The organism is Oceaniovalibus sp. ACAM 378 (assembly GCF_008085915.1).
In the GTDB taxonomy this organism is placed as follows: domain Bacteria; phylum Pseudomonadota; class Alphaproteobacteria; order Rhodobacterales; family Rhodobacteraceae; genus Oceaniglobus.
Genome location: NZ_VSJK01000007.1, coordinates 21,922 through 36,526 on the forward strand (window position 1 = coordinate 21,922; position 14,605 = coordinate 36,526).

General features: G+C 60.1%; 13 protein-coding genes. 9 read left to right on the forward strand and 4 right to left on the reverse strand.

The features are described 5' to 3' along the window. Nucleotides 1–53: 53 nt before the first annotated feature. The gene (locus tag FQ320_RS26400) at nt 54–326 is read right to left on the reverse strand and encodes a metal-sensitive transcriptional regulator (RefSeq protein ID WP_148471958.1); all 273 of its coding nucleotides are present in this window, start codon (nt 324–326) and stop codon (nt 54–56) included. Nucleotides 327–425: 99 nt separating this feature from the next. On the opposite strand from FQ320_RS26400, the gene FQ320_RS10455 reads away from it, so the two are divergent. The 6 genes from FQ320_RS10455 (at nt 426) to arfB (ending at nt 6,434) form a co-directional block, all read left to right on the forward strand. Next, nucleotides 426–956, forward strand: a complete 531-nt coding sequence (locus FQ320_RS10455) for a DUF305 domain-containing protein (protein ID WP_255509461.1) — start codon at nt 426–428, stop codon at nt 954–956. A gap of 210 nt (nt 957–1,166) precedes the next feature. Beyond that, nucleotides 1,167–1,553 carry a rhodanese-like domain-containing protein gene (locus FQ320_RS10460; protein WP_148471960.1) on the forward strand — a complete coding sequence of 129 codons (387 nt, stop codon included), beginning with the start codon at nt 1,167–1,169 and terminating at the stop codon, nt 1,551–1,553. Between the two features lie 697 nt (nt 1,554–2,250). Beyond that, nucleotides 2,251–3,402 (forward strand): phosphoserine transaminase, encoded by a 1,152-nt coding sequence (locus tag FQ320_RS10465; protein ID WP_148471962.1) that lies wholly within the window; start codon nt 2,251–2,253, stop codon nt 3,400–3,402. Nucleotides 3,403–3,469: 67 nt separating this feature from the next. After that, complete coding sequence (gene serA, locus FQ320_RS10470; RefSeq protein WP_187393860.1) at nt 3,470–5,065, forward strand: phosphoglycerate dehydrogenase; 1,596 nt, start codon at nt 3,470–3,472, stop codon at nt 5,063–5,065. Between the two features lie 97 nt (nt 5,066–5,162). Next, complete coding sequence (locus FQ320_RS10475) at nt 5,163–5,897, forward strand: metallophosphoesterase (RefSeq protein ID WP_148471966.1); 735 nt, start codon at nt 5,163–5,165, stop codon at nt 5,895–5,897. 117 nt (nt 5,898–6,014) lie between these two features. After that, nucleotides 6,015–6,434: an alternative ribosome rescue aminoacyl-tRNA hydrolase ArfB gene (arfB, locus tag FQ320_RS10480; protein ID WP_148471968.1), complete on the forward strand. Its 420-nt coding sequence runs from the start codon at nt 6,015–6,017 to the stop codon at nt 6,432–6,434. Between the two features lie 133 nt (nt 6,435–6,567). On the opposite strand, the gene FQ320_RS10485 is transcribed toward arfB, so the two are convergent. Further along, a complete protein-coding gene (locus FQ320_RS10485; protein ID WP_148471970.1) occupies nt 6,568–7,905 on the reverse strand; it encodes an ammonium transporter in 1,338 nt (445 codons plus the stop codon). Between the two features lie 60 nt (nt 7,906–7,965). Further along, a complete protein-coding gene (locus tag FQ320_RS10490; RefSeq protein WP_148471972.1) occupies nt 7,966–8,304 on the reverse strand; it encodes a P-II family nitrogen regulator in 339 nt (112 codons plus the stop codon). 277 nt (nt 8,305–8,581) lie between these two features. Between FQ320_RS10490 and FQ320_RS10495 the strand changes: the two genes are divergently transcribed. Next, entirely contained in the window at nt 8,582–10,807 is a 2,226-nt protein-coding gene (locus tag FQ320_RS10495; protein ID WP_148471974.1) for a transglycosylase domain-containing protein, read from the forward strand. Nucleotides 10,808–10,874: 67 nt separating this feature from the next. Here the strand turns inward: FQ320_RS10495 and FQ320_RS10500 are convergent, their stop codons facing one another. Further along, on the reverse strand, nt 10,875–11,309 hold the full coding sequence (locus FQ320_RS10500) for a hypothetical protein (protein ID WP_255509462.1): 435 nt from the start codon (nt 11,307–11,309) through the stop codon (nt 10,875–10,877). A 219-nt stretch (nt 11,310–11,528) separates the two neighbouring features. On the opposite strand from FQ320_RS10500, the gene FQ320_RS10505 reads away from it, so the two are divergent. Next, nucleotides 11,529–13,268: a type I secretion system permease/ATPase gene (locus tag FQ320_RS10505; protein ID WP_148471976.1), complete on the forward strand. Its 1,740-nt coding sequence runs from the start codon at nt 11,529–11,531 to the stop codon at nt 13,266–13,268. After that, nucleotides 13,265–14,596 carry an HlyD family type I secretion periplasmic adaptor subunit gene (locus tag FQ320_RS10510; RefSeq protein WP_148471978.1) on the forward strand — a complete coding sequence of 444 codons (1,332 nt, stop codon included), beginning with the start codon at nt 13,265–13,267 and terminating at the stop codon, nt 14,594–14,596. The genes FQ320_RS10505 and FQ320_RS10510 overlap by 4 nt, the downstream gene beginning before the upstream one ends. Nucleotides 14,597–14,605 lie beyond the last annotated feature (9 nt).

Genomic DNA, 14,605 nt, shown 5'->3' on the forward strand with positions numbered 1-14,605 from the left:
CCGAGGGGGCCGGTTTCTGCGGTGTCGCACTGACCCTTCGCAGGCAGACAGCGTTATCCTTGGGTCTTTTGCAGCAAGGCGATCAGCTCGTTGAATTTTTCTTGCTGATCTTGCGGATTGCCGCTGCCGATTGCTTCTTCGACACAATGCTTGGCGTGGTTCTCCAGCACCAACCGCTCGACCCCTTTCAGCGCAGATCGGATGGCAGCGGTCTGAGTGAGGATATCGACGCAATATCGATCCTCTTCGACCATCCGCGCAACACCGCGGACCTGCCCTTCCAGACGGGCCAGCCGGTCGAGCGTCTTTTGTTTGTCTTGTTTCACTTTGCCCTCCGTAAAAAGGAGCTGATGGAACCATTTTCCGCGCGGCCGGTTGGATACCGAGAGGGGGTATGCCCGCAGCCACAGGGGAAGGTAGGTAGCATGATGGATCACCACAAGCCAAATGACGAGAATGAAAGTGGCGCAATGGGATATGGCCGGTTCGCGGCGATGATCGCCACATCGACAATCGTGATGTTCGGGCTGATGTACCTCAATACCTACGCGCTCGATCATGTCTTCTTTTCACAGACCCGGATGTGGATGGCGCTTTATATGGGCGCGGCCATGGCGGTGATCATGCTCGCCTTCATGCTGGGGATGTATTCCAACCGCACGGTCAACATCGCCATTTTCGCCGGGGCGATCGCAACTTTCGCTGTCTCATTGTGGCTTGTGCGCAGTCAGGAAACGGTGGACGACCTTGCGTGGATGCGCGCGATGATTCCGCACCACTCGATCGCAATCCTGACCAGCGAGCGGGCCGATATTTCCGACCCACGGGTGCGCGCACTGGCCGACGCGATCATCGAGGCACAGCGCGGTGAAATCGCCGAGATGAAGCGCTATATCACCGACATCGAAGCCAATGGTGATGCTGCGCCGGGGACACCCCGCGACAAGCCAGAATGAGCACGGCGATCAGGTGATGGAATTCTCCCCTAACAGCAAATCTGGTAAGCTCTGATTGCCGGATGGAACCGGCGCCTACGGCAGTGACATCGGCGCTTGCTGAACGAATTGCTTGTGCTGAAGATTATCCACACCGATCGATTTCCTGCGTCTGACGGCCAAGGCAATCTACAACGGAACACTTCTGTTAACTAACTTGAAGGAAAAATCATGGAAACGGAAAAAACTGAAAACGGTATTCTTGAACATTGGACGCCCGAGGAAGTGAAAGAGGCATTTGCGCGGGATGAAATCGTTTTGATTGACGTGCGCACCCCACAGGAATTCAGCTTTGAACGGATTGATGGAGCATTGCTTGCCCCGATGCAGGCCTTCAAGCCAAATCACCTGCCCGGACAGTCTGAGAAGAGGATCGTATTTCACTGCGGCTCCGGGGTGCGCTCCAGCAAGGTCGCCAAGCAGTATCTGGAAAGCGGCGTCGACCGGGTCGCCCATATGAAGGGCGGGTTCGGAGCGTGGAAAGCCGCCGGTTTTGAGTATACTGGAACAGATATGGCGACAGGCGCTCCTGTAAAGAAAAAGGAGTCTACTGGTTAAGAGCTGAGCCCTTCGGTGTTATTCCCGACTCTGACGGCACGCTTAGACTGCATCCAGAACCATCCGCAGAACTGCGGCTTGTGGCTGGCACGCCATAAAAAAGCAGACCTGCCCGAATAGTCGCTGAACTTCGCTCCTTCTAACCGGATACGCGGTCATTGTGATTGGGGCTGTGGCTTGGGCATATGCCCATGCACATTCTCAGATCTGACTGTGAGTTAAGGAACGATGATGTCGTCACAGGATCATATCTCGCGTGTTCTGACCGGCCCGCAGGTGAACTGTTGCGACAGTTTTCCTAAGGGCTGTGTCTGGCCAATGGCGGGGTGATACCCGATGCAACTCCATGGCTGTGACGAGTTCTGAAAGCCGGTTCGCCACCAGTTAACGCAAGACTGGCCTGCGTTTACCCTGGATTTGTGCGGTCTGGACCAAGATCTGTTGAGTGCCTCAACTCGACCATGGCGAAGCCATCGCTGATCTGCGTCGGAACAAAGCGTCGCTCTGCATCGCCCCCCGTCAAGAACGCCGATCAAGGTGACCGCGGATCTCTACATTCCCGCATCGAACTGCACGGACCTTCATATTTCTACGGGGTGAGCATCATTAGATATTGCTGTTTATTCAGGGTGAGCGTATTGCGCGAAGTGGGACACCTCTCCCCAACGAGAGGCATATATCTGTGAGGATACCATAGATGGCTTACAAGACCCCTGCCGCACGGCCGGTCAATCCGCGTTTTTCGTCGGGACCCTGTGCAAAACCTCCTGCATACGATCTCAGCAAACTGAGCGACGCCCCTCTGGGCCGGTCGCACCGTGCCGCCGTGGGCAAGGCAAAGCTGCTGGCGGCTATTGAAGGGACGCGCGAGGTACTCGGGGTTCCCGAAGATTACCGGATCGCCATCGTGCCCGCATCCGACACCGGCGCCTTCGAAATGGCAATGTGGAACCTTCTGGGCGAACGTCCGGTTGAAATGGTCGCATGGGAATCCTTCGGGGCCGGCTGGGTCACCGACGTTGTCAAACAGCTGAAAATCGAAGCGAAGGTGCATGAAGCATCCTATGGCCAGATCGTCGACATGGCCGCGCTGAACTGGGACAATGATGTCTGCTTTACTTGGAACGGCACAACATCCGGTGTCCGCCTGCCCGATGGTGGCGTGATTCCGGCAGACCGGGCGGGGCTGACTCTCTGCGATGCCACATCTGCGGCCTTTGCCATGAACCTGCCATGGGACAAGCTGGATGTGACGACCTTCTCCTGGCAGAAGGTGCTGGGCGGAGAAGCCGCGCATGGGATGCTGATTTTAAGCCCCCGCGCCGTGCAGCGCCTTGAATCCTATACGCCCGCTTGGCCGATGCCAAAGATTTTTCGGCTGACCAAGGGTGGCAAGCTGATCGAGGGCATCTTTCGTGGCGAGACGATCAACACGCCGTCGATGCTCTGTGTTGAGGATTACCTGCTGGCGCTGGATTGGGCGCGGTCGGTGGGCGGCCTGACGGGGATGATTGCCCGGGCCGATGCCAATGCCGGGGCTGTTGCCGAATTTGTCGCGACCCATGATTGGATTAATTTCCTTGCGGTAGACCCCACGACGCGCAGCAACACCAGCGTCTGTCTGACTTTTGCCACCCCGGACGGAATCGATGGCACTGCCTTCGCCAAGGCGGTCACCAAACGGCTGGAATCCGAAGATGTGGCGCTGGATATCGGGGCTTACCGCGATGCACCGCCGGGGCTGCGGATCTGGTGCGGCGGCACGGTGGAAACCGCCGACGTCAAGGCTTTGATGCCTTGGGTCGAGTGGGCGTATCTGACCGAGATCGAGGCGGCCAGCGCCGCCTGAGCCACCCCCATAGTTGCGCGTCCTTCCGACGCATACCCACATAAATTATATGACAGGAGTGCCAAACATGGCCCCGAAAGTTCTTATCAGTGACCAGCTGAGCGAAGCCGCCGTGCAGATTTTCCGTGACCGCGGGGTGGATGTGACCTTTGACCCGGACATCGGCAAGGACAAGGACAGGCTGCTGTCCGTGATCGGCGAATATGACGGTCTTGCGATCCGTAGCGCCACCAAGGTGACGGCGAAAATCCTTGAGGCCGCGACCAATCTCAAGGTGATCGGTCGGGCCGGGATCGGTGTCGACAACGTCGAAATCCCCGCCGCGTCGAAAAAAGGCGTGATCGTGATGAACACGCCGTTCGGCAATTCGATCACCACCGCCGAACATGCGATCAGCCTGATGATGGCGGTGGCACGCCAAATCCCCGAGGCGAACGCGTCAACCCACGCCGGAAAGTGGGAAAAATCGCGGTTCATGGGGGTGGAACTTACCAACAAGACGCTGGGCGTGATCGGTGCGGGCAATATCGGCTCGATCGTGATCGACCGGGCGCTGGGCCTGCGGATGAAGGTGATCGCCTATGATCCGTTCCTCAGCGAGGATCGCGCCGACCTTTTGGGCGCGCGCAAGGTCGAGTTGGACGAACTGCTGGCCAAATCCGATTTCATCACCTTCCACGTTCCGCTGACCGACAAGACACGCAATATCCTGTCGGCTGAAAACATCGCCAAACTGAAGAAAGGCGTGCGGATCATCAATTGCGCCCGTGGCGGTCTGGTGGACGAGGCGGCTTTGGCCGAAGCGTTGAAATCGGGTCAGGTGGCAGGCGCGGGCTTTGACGTCTTCGCGGTGGAACCGGCCACTGATTCGCCGCTGTTCAACCTGCCCAATGTGGTGTGCACGCCGCACCTTGGCGCCGCGACAACCGAGGCGCAGGAAAATGTGGCGCTTCAAGTGGCCGAGCAGATGTCGGATTACCTTCTGACCGGAGCGGTGAGCAACGCGCTGAACATGCCGAGCGTCACGGCGGAAGAGGCCAAGGTGATGGGCCCCTGGGTCAAGCTGGCCGAACATCTGGGTCGGTTCGTCGGGCAGTTGACCGATGAACCGATCCTTGCGGTGAACGTGCTGTATAACGGCGGGGTGGCCGAGATGAACACCGCCGCGCTGAACGCTGCCGTGATGGCGGGGATGATGCAGGTCACCAACCCAGACGTGAACATGGTGTCCGCCCCGGTAATGGCAAAGGAACGCGGAATCGACGTATCGACGACGACCCAGGACAAGTCGGGCATGTTTGATGGTTATATCAAGCTGACTGTCGTCACCTCGCTGCGGGAACGTAATGTCGCAGGCACGGTGTTTTCCGACGGCAAGCCCCGGTTCATCCAGATCAAAGGCATCACCATCGACGCGGAGATTGGTGAGCACATGCTTTACACCACAAACCACGACGAGCCGGGAATTATCGGTGCTCTGGGGCAGACCATGGGCGAGAACGGCGTGAACATCGCCAACTTCACCCTTGGCCGGTCCGAGCGTGGGCGGGAAGCGATTGCGCTGCTCTATCTGGACGAGCAGCCGCCCGCCGCCGTATTGGACAGGCTTCGTGCGACGGGATTGTTTCAGGCAATCCGCCCGTTGCAGTTCAACATGGGATGACTTCGCGGTAGCATCGCGGCTGGCCAAACGCTCCTCGGTCCCATGCGGTCCCTCCTCGCGGGGGGGCCGGCGACCGTGCGGGCAACAAGGGGGAAGTATGATTTACGCCATTGGCGACATTCACGGCCAACTGGAGATGCTGCGCGGCGCCCATGATCTGATCGCCAAAGACCGGGCGCAATACGGCGAGGCCTCTGCGCCTGTGGTACATTTGGGCGACCTGAACGACCGGGGACCGGACAGTCGTGGAGTGATCCAGCTTTTGATCGATGGAATCGCGGCGGGGCAACCCTGGGTCGTCATCCGGGGCAACCATGACCGGATGTTCGCCGGATATCTGGCGAACCGCTGGCACCACGATCCGCATTTGCGCGCCGAACTGCCCTGGCGGCACGAACGGCTGGGCGGGTTGGAAACGCTGGCATCCTACGGCGTTGACGGGTCACTGCGGCGCAATCAGGCCGAGGTGCATGCGGAAACACTTGCCGCGGTGCCCGCTGAACACATTGAATTCCTGAACGACCGGCCCCTGTGGCATGTCACCGATGACCAGCTGTTCGTCCATGCCGGAATCCGGCCCGGCATCGCAATCGAATCTCAGGCCGAGAATGATCTGGTTTGGATCCGCGACGGATTTCTGGATGATACACGCGACCACGGGCGTCTTGTGGTCCACGGGCACACAGTTGTGGACACTCCGACGAACTATGGCAATCGAGTGAACCTGGACACCGGAGCGGGCTATTTTCACCCATTGAGCGTGGCGGTTTTCGAGGGGCAGAATTGTTTTATTCTGACCGCGCGCGGGCGCGTGGCGCTGCCTCCGATCTGAATGGATCGGGCGCACGGCAAACTGGCCGCCCCTCCGCCCTGGAATACGGCGTAAAATACCGGCAGGCGGGCTGACCCGCGCGTTAAGCTGGTGTATCAGACCGTCGGGGGAACCACATTGCGGATCAACGACACCATCACGATTGAAGATTGGGAGCTGAGCGAGCAATTCGTGCGCGCCTCGGGGCCCGGCGGGCAGAACGTCAACAAGGTTGCGAGCGCGGTCGAACTGCGGTTCGAGGCTGAACGCTCGCCCAACCTGCCCGGACCGGTCAAGGCACGGCTGAGGCGACTTGCCGGCAGGCGCTGGAACTCCGAGGGTGCTCTGGTCTTGCAAGTGGATGAAACCCGCAGTCAGGCCAGAAACCGCGAAATCGCCCGCAACCGGTTGGCCGACCTGATTCGCGCGGCCTGTGTGGCTCCGAAACGGCGGATCGCCACACGCCCGACACTTGGCTCTAAGAAACGCCGGTTGAAGGCCAAAAAGGTGCGCGGAACGGTCAAGGCATTGCGCGGCACCATCACTCCGGAAGAGTGATCTTCGTCGTTCAATCTTGAATGACCAGCATCAGCCGCTGCGAAACGCCCGCTCACGACAAACGGCGCTGGCAAGAAAAACCCGGGCAGTCGCCTGCCCGGGCTGGATTGATCCTGTCTGAAACAGCCGACGATCAGCCCTGTACGAACTCGGGATAGGCCTCCATTCCCAGTTCGGCGATGTCGAGCCCACGCATTTCATCCTCTTCGCTGACCCGGATGCCCATGACCGCTTTCAGGATCATCCAAAGCACCAGAGACACACCGAAGACAAACACACCGACGACCACGATCCCCTTGATCTGGGCACCGATTGTGGCGTCCGGGTTGGTCAGCACAACCGCCAAGGTCCCCCATATGCCGCAGAACAGATGCACCGGAATGGCGCCGACAACATCGTCGATCTTCAGCCGGTCAAGCATCGGCACGGCAAACACCACGATCACACCGCCGATGCCGCCGATCAGCGTCGCCACGCCCAAACCCGGGGTCAGTGGTTCGGCGGTGATCGACACCAGACCGGCCAGCGCGCCGTTCAGCACCATGGTCAGGTCGGGCTTCTTGTACAGAATTTGTGTCATGATCAGCGCGGCCACTGCGCCACCGGCTGCGGCAAGGTTCGTGTTGGCCATGATCCGGCTGATGTCGGCCACGTTGCCCGCCGTGTCCATATAAAGCTGTGAGCCGCCGTTAAACCCGAACCAGCCCATCCACAGGATGAACGTGCCCAATGTCGCCAGCGGCAGATTGGCCCCCGGCATCGCATTGGTGCGACCGTCCTTATATTTGCCCAGACGCGGACCAAGGATCAGCGCACCCGCCAGCGCTGCCCAACCGCCCGTGGAATGCACCACGGTGGAACCGGCAAAGTCGAGAAAATCGGTCACGCTGCCATCGCCCGGCGACAGGAAACCGCCGCCCCATTTCCAGCTGGCCTGGATCGGATAGATCAGGCTGGTCAGAACAAGGGTAAAGATCAGGAACGGCACCAGCTTTATCCGCTCGGCCAATGTGCCCGATACGATGGATGCAGTGGCGGCGCAAAACATCAGCTGAAAGAAAAAGTCAGCCCCGACCGAGGCATAGGTCAGATCGGTTTCCGTGTCGGCAAGCCCGACAGGTTCCAGTGCGGTTGGTGAAAATGCCCCCAGCACGCCGGAAACAGACCAGCCGTCGCCGGGATACATCAGGTTGTAGCCGACAAGGTAATACATGATCGACGCCATCGAAAACAGCGCCATGTTCTTCATCAACTGCATCGTCGTGTTCTTCTGCCGCACCAGCCCCGCTTCCAGCATGGTGAAACCGGCGGCCATCCAGAACACCAGAACGCCGGTGACGAGGAACATGAATGTGGTCAGGATATAGCCAATGTCGGCCATCTGAGGGGTGGTATCGGCAATTTCTTGGGCAAACCCCGTCGATGGCAGCGTCAGCAGCGCCACAAGGGGGAAGTATTTCATCAGTTTCATCGGCTCATGGCCCTTTATGAAGGTGGCTTTTGAAGGTGTTTTGACAGGTGACGATCTATGTCAGAGCGCGTCATCGTCGGTTTCGCCCGTCCGGACGCGCACGGCACTTTCAACGTCCAGCACGAATATCTTTCCGTCGCCGATCTTGGCGGTTCTGGCGGTTTTGGCGATGGCTTCGACCACCTGATCGGCCATCGCGTCGGGCACCACGATCTCGAGCTTGGCCTTTGGAACAAAGTTCACCGCGTATTCGGCTCCGCGATAAATTTCGGTATGGCCCGACTGTGACCCGAAGCCCTTGATTTCAGACACCATCATGCCGCGCACCCCGACCAGGGTCAGTGCTTCGCGCACGTCCTCCAGTTTGAACGGCTTGATGGTTGCAATGATAAGTTTCACAATTTTCCCCTTGCGACACATGCGGGCGGATCTTGAAAAGACCGGCCCGACGACCGAGTTCACATTTTGGAAAAAGCGCGGGGATGTGCGGCTGCACAAGGTTTAGCCGCGTCTTTCTGAGCAGGTTGACGGCCAAATGCACAATATTTGGGCAATCAGATGTGAACGCCTATATTCTAGGCGTTGATGGAATTTCAAAGTTGATCGGTTGCCGTCTCTACATTCGTTCCGCTCCGGTGTAGTGTCCGCAAAACGATAATAAACTCGAGGGCTGAGCATGGCCGGGACCGGAAAGAAGAAGCCGCCGCTGGTGGCCGACAAGCGGCGCGCGGCACAGGCGTCCGCGAAAAAGCGCAGTACGGCAAAAAGCACCACGACAAACAAACGTCGTCGGGCGCCGGCAAAGCGCAGGGGTGGCCTGATTGGGCTGATCACCGGACTGTTCCGCTGGATTTTCACGCTGATCTGGCGGTTGCTCTGGCGCGGGGCAGCTGTGGTACTTCTGCTGATCTCGGCTGGCGTCTTTTACTACTATTCAACGCTTCCGCCGGTTGGTGAACTGGTCGATGCCCGTGCCCAAGGGTCGGTTACGATGCTTGACCGGGACGGTGCGGTCTATGCCTGGCGGGGCGAACAGTTTGGCGGGGCAATCACCCCGGATACGATTTCCCCCAATCTGACGCACGCGATCGTGGCGACCGAGGACAAACGGTTCTATAGCCATTTCGGCGTATCGCCGCGCGGCGTTGCCGGCGCGATTAAGATCAACCTGTCCGAGGGACGCGGCGCGCTTTCGGGGCACGGTGGTTCGACGATCACCCAGCAGACGGCAAAACTGCTGTGTCTGGGCGTGCCTTTCGATCCAGCCGAATGGAAAAGCGAAACCGAGTACGAGGCCGACTGTCGCCGGGGATCAATGTCGCGCAAGATCAAGGAAGCCATTTATGCGATGGGCCTTGAGGCGCGATATACCAAGGATGAAATCCTGACGATCTATCTGAACCGCGCGTTTCTGGGCGCCGGTGCCCGCGGGTTCGAGGCAGCGGCACAGCGGTATTTCGGCAAATCGGCAGCGTCAGTCGACCCTGCTGAGGCCGCGATGCTGGCCGGGCTGCTGGTGGCGCCAACGCGATATGCCCCGACCAACGATCTGGAACGCTCGCAGCGCCGCGCGCAAACCGTGCTGAACCTGATGCAGGAACAGGGATATCTGACTGCCGCACAGGCCGAACAGGCGCGCATTCACCCGGCCGAACTCTCAGCCGCGGCCGAGGCGCGGGCGGGCGGGTATTTCGCTGACTGGGTAATGGATCAGGGCCCCGATTTCCTCACCCGTGATACGACCGAGGACGTGATCCTGCGCACCACCTTTGACGGTCGGATGCAAAAGGCGGCGGAATCGGCGCTGGACTATGTGTTTGAAACCAAGCTCAAGGAAGGGTCAAAAGCACAGGCCGCCATTGTTGTGATGTCGTCGGACGGCGCGGTTCGCGCCATGGTTGGCGGGCGCAAGTTCAAAGGCGTGGCGGGGCAGTTCAACCGCGCGATCATGGCCAAACGGCAGACCGGCTCCAGCTTCAAACCTTTCGTCTATGCCGCCGCGCTCGAACTTGGGTATTCGGCCAACGATACGGTGCTGGACGCGCCGCTGACCCTGAACATACCCGGGTCAGGCCCCTGGTCACCCAAGAACTATAGCCGGAACTATCAGGGAAACGTAACGCTGACCGAGGCGCTGAAACAATCGCTGAACACTGCCGCCGTGCGGGTGTCTGAATCCGTGGGACGCGAAAACGTGCGCAAGGTGGCCGAGGGTTTCGGCATCGAATCCGATCTGGCCGCCGGACCGGCGCTGGCGCTGGGGGCATCAGAATCGACCCTGCTGGAAATGACCGGTGCCTTTGCAGGCATCCTGAATGGCGGAACCTCGGTAGAACCCTATGGCATCCTCGAACTGCGGCTCATGGGCGACGATACACCGCTGATCGGTCAGGACGGCGGTCTGGGCGAGCGGGTGATTTCGCGCGAAGCTGCGGAACAGCTGACTTATATGATGTACGAAGTGGTGCAGGGTGGCACTGGCAGGCGAGCCGCCCTGGACGATCGGGAGGCCGCAGGCAAGTCCGGCACAACTCAGGCCGCGCGGGATGCATGGTTTCTGGGGTTCACCGCCGACTATGTGGCGGGCGTCTGGATGGGATATGACGACAACACACCGCTGTCCGGAGTGACCGGAGGCGGTCTGCCCGCAGAAATCTGGCACGAGGTGATGCTGCGGGTCCATGAGGGTCTGCCGGTCACCCCGCTGCCCATGCGGCGCCCGGTCAATCCGCTGCCGGCGCAACTGCCCGATGACATCAACGCTGTGCGGTCCGATAATGCGGCCCCCGCGCCCCAACCGGTCCCCCAGCCGATTCCCCAACCGGTGCCAGTGCGCGAGCCTGATCTGGTGGAACGGATCATCGATGATGTTCTGGGTGGCTTGTTCGGGCGCCGAAATTGATCAGCCAAATTGATCTGCGCAACTGTTCGGCCCCGCTGATCTGACGGGGGGCCAAACACGAGGCCGATCAGTCTGCTATGCCCAGATCCTCGGCCGTGGTGACGGTGCCCCGCACCGGATTGACGGGGCACCGGTCGTATTTGAAGGCAAATCCGTTCCACACAAGAATCAGCCCGTCATCCGCCGCGCGCATGAACAGGGCGCGTTGGGTCCAGTCTTCGCCTTCGCCGGTGCAATCCATGTCATAGAGGGTTGCATCCATATCGCGTACATTGGTGGCGCGGGTCATGCGGCATTGGCTCTCCACGCCGAAAAACACGTCATCTTCAATCTTCAGCGCGCCGCCGTCGCCCCCGACAATACTGCAATCCGTGGTGGGCGCTGGCCGGAACAATCCGTCATAGGCTCCGGCATCGGCCACCACACCTGCCACGGCCAAAGGCAGGGCGAACGCCAGAAAACCGACAAAGCGGAACGTTAAGGGACGGAGAGACATAAACATCCGCGAAATCTTAGCTGCTGAGACGGCCCGGTCCAGCGCTTTCTGCACGACAGGCTTTTGCAACAATACGCGATTAATGGATTCTTGACCGCAGTCGAGGACAAAGAACCGGCGGATTTCGCATGAACCGGCACGCATAATAGGCTAGTCTGTTGAAAATTGTGTCGCGGTCGCCGCGCAAGCGGCGCAGGGCACAGGCGGGAAAAGGCATTTGGACGAATGAAGCAGGTGAATACGGCAGCCGGATACAGCGAACTGGCGCGCACCCGCGCGGAAAGCCGCAGCTTGTTCTGGACAGTGGGAATCTTCAGTTTCTTCGTCAACCTTTTGATGCTGACCGGCCCGATGTTCATGCTTCAGGTCTATGATCGCGTGTTGGGGTCGCGCAGCGAGGCGACTCTGGTCGCGCTGTTCGTCCTGATGGGTTTCCTGTTCCTGATGATGGGTGTGCTCGATTTTGCCCGGGGCCGAATCCTTGCCCGGATCGGCGCCAGATTCCAATCGCGGCTGGATCGCCGGGTGTTCTCCGCGATGGTGCGCAAAGCCGCCGTCGCCCCCGAAAAAGAAGAGTCAGCGTCCAACAATCTGCGCGATCTTGAAGCAGTGCAGCGACTGATGTCGTCGCCTTTGCTGACCGCGCTGTTCGATGTGCCATGGACCCCCGTCTTTCTTTTGGGAATCACGATCTTTCACCCATGGCTCGGGATTCTTGCGGTGGGGGGGGGCGGCCTTCTGGTGATCGTTGCGGTGATCAACCAGATCACCACGGTCGGCCCGGTCATGAAGGCCAATCAGGCCACGATGCGCGCCGAACGCATGGCCGAACAGATTCGCGTTGAGGCGGAACTTGTAAGATCCCTCGGAATGCAGGATTCGACCTTCACCCGCTGGCAAAAGCTGCGCGGCATGTCGCTGAAGGAAACCATCGCTGCCTCGGATCTGGGTGGTGGATTTACCGCGACATCCAAGACGTTCCGTTTGTTCCTGCAATCAACGATGCTGGCGCTGGGCGCCTATCTGGTCCTGCAACAGGAGATGACTCCGGGCGGCATGATCGCCGCATCCATCCTGCTGGGCCGGGCACTGGCGCCGATCGACATGGCGCTGGGTCAGTGGCAGACGGTGCAACGGGCGCGCGAAGGCTGGAACCGGCTCGCGGTTTTGCTCAGTCAGGTCGGCGAGGAGCCGCCGCGCACCGCCCTGCCCCGCCCCAAAGCGCGGCTTGAGGTCATTCAGGCCACGATCATTCCACCGGGCGAACAGCAGGCCAGCGTCCGCATGGTCAGCTTTGACGTAATGCCCGGAGAAGCCGTGGGAATCATTGGCCATTCGGCATCCGGCAAATCCACCATGGCACGGGCGCTGGTCGGGGTCTGGCGGCCGTCGGGCGGCAAGATCCGGCTGGACGGTGCTTCGCTGGAACAATACGAACCCGATGTGCTGGGCCAGCACATCGGATATCTGCCCCAACGGGTACAGCTGTTCGACGGCACCATTGCCCAGAACATCGCCCGACTGCGCGCCGACGCCCGCGACGAAGATATCGTCATAGCCGCCAAAAAAGCTGCGGCGCACGAGATGATTTTGAAGATGCCAGATGGATACGACACGCTGGTCACACCCACCGGCGGGCGACTGTCCGGCGGGCAGATGCAGCGGATTGGGCTGGCGCGGGCAATGTTCGGCGATCCGGTTCTTTTGGTGTTGGACGAGCCGAACTCGAACCTCGACAACGAGGGGAGCGAGGCATTGAACGCGTCGATCCGTCAAATGAAGGCCGAGGGTAAATCGGTGCTGATCATGGCGCACCGCCCGGCGGCGATCAAGGAATGCGACAAGCTGCTGGTGTTGGAGCAGGGTATCCGCCGCGCGTTCGGCCCGCGTGACGAGGTGCTGCGCGAAATGGTGGCGAACCATCGCGAGATCGAGTCCAATCCCGCCAAGGCAGGTGTGCAATGAAACAGATCTCAGGACCGGTCGCGGCAGACAAGACCGAAAAATGGTCTGCGCGCGCGCCGGTGACATTCGGCCTGCTGGGGCTGCTTGTCCTTGTCGGCGGCTTCGGCAGCTGGGCGACATTCACCGAGATTTCAGGGGCGATCATTGCCTCGGGTCAGATCGAGGTCGACCGCAACCGCCAGGTCGTCCAGCATCCTGACGGTGGCGTGGTGACCGAAATTCTGGTGATCGAGGGCGACAGCGTAGCCGCCGGTCAGGTGCTGGTCCGGCTGGATCCGACCTTGCTGCAATCGGATCTGAACACGGTGGAAAGCCAGCTTTATGAACTGATGGCACGTCGCGCCCGGCTCTCGGCCGAACGGGACGAAGTGTCGGAAATCACTTACGACTCCGAACTGGTGACCGTTGCGGCCATGCGCCCCGAGGTTCTGGATCTGATGGAAGGGCAGTCCCGGTTGTTCGAGGCGCGCAATTCCACCGTGACCCAGCAAACCGAACAGCTGCGGCTGCGCCGCCAGCAGATCGCCAGTCAGATCACCGGAGTTGTCGCGCAACAGGCGGCGCTGGAAACCCAGTTGGACCTGATCCAGCAGGAGCTGACCAATCAGCAGGCGCTGCTGGCCAAGGGTCTGGCACAGGCGACGCGGGTTCTTTCGCTGCAACGCGAAGAGGCCCGGCTGCGCGGCACCGTCGGCGAACTGACTGCCGGCGCCGCCGAGGCCGAAGAGCGGATGACCGAGATCGACATTCAGATTCTGCAACTGGGCACGACCCGCCAGGAAGAGGCGATCACCCAGATGCGCGATATTCAGTACCGCGAGTTGGAACTGGCAGAACGGCGCCGGTCCCTGAAAGAGCGGCTGAACCGGCTCGACATCACGGCACCGGTCGCCGGTATCGTCTATGGCATGCAGGTGTTCGCCGAACGCAGCGTCGTGCGGCCTGCCGATCCGGTGCTGTTCATCGTACCGCAGGACCGTCCGTTGGTGATTGCCAGCCGGGTCGCGGCGATCAATGTCGACCAGATTTATGTCGGCCAAGCGGTCGTGCTGCGATTTTCGGCCTTTGATTCGCGCACCACGCCTGAATTCGACGGCACGGTAAAACTGATTTCCGCCGATGCCTTTGTCGACGAGGCATCGCAGGGGTCATTCTATCGCGCCGAAATCCTGTTGAACGACCGTGAGCTGGATAAACTCCCCGCCAACCTGACACTGATACCCGGAATGCCGGTCGAGGCCTTTCTGAAAACCGAGGACCGGTCGCCCATTGCCTATCTGATCAAGCCGCTGGCCGATTATTTCAACAAAGCGTTCCGCGAAAGTTGAGCGTTCGGG

Excerpts from the sequence above, each read along its gene's own strand:
- FQ320_RS10455 (WP_255509461.1), top strand. The coding sequence starts at position 426 with ATGATGGATCACCACAAGCCAAATGACGAGAATGAAAGTGGCGCAATG.
- FQ320_RS10460 (WP_148471960.1), top strand. The coding sequence starts at position 1,167 with ATGGAAACGGAAAAAACTGAAAACGGTATTCTTGAACATTGGACGCCC.
- FQ320_RS10465 (WP_148471962.1), top strand. The coding sequence starts at position 2,251 with ATGGCTTACAAGACCCCTGCCGCACGGCCGGTCAATCCGCGTTTTTCG.
- serA (WP_187393860.1), top strand. The coding sequence starts at position 3,470 with ATGGCCCCGAAAGTTCTTATCAGTGACCAGCTGAGCGAAGCCGCCGTG.
- FQ320_RS10475 (WP_148471966.1), top strand. The coding sequence starts at position 5,163 with ATGATTTACGCCATTGGCGACATTCACGGCCAACTGGAGATGCTGCGC.
- FQ320_RS10485 (WP_148471970.1), bottom strand. The coding sequence starts at position 7,905 with ATGAAACTGATGAAATACTTCCCCCTTGTGGCGCTGCTGACGCTGCCA.
- FQ320_RS10495 (WP_148471974.1), top strand. The coding sequence starts at position 8,582 with ATGGCCGGGACCGGAAAGAAGAAGCCGCCGCTGGTGGCCGACAAGCGG.
- FQ320_RS10500 (WP_255509462.1), bottom strand. The coding sequence starts at position 11,309 with ATGTTTATGTCTCTCCGTCCCTTAACGTTCCGCTTTGTCGGTTTTCTG.
- FQ320_RS10505 (WP_148471976.1), top strand. The coding sequence starts at position 11,529 with ATGAAGCAGGTGAATACGGCAGCCGGATACAGCGAACTGGCGCGCACC.
- FQ320_RS10510 (WP_148471978.1), top strand. The coding sequence starts at position 13,265 with ATGAAACAGATCTCAGGACCGGTCGCGGCAGACAAGACCGAAAAATGG.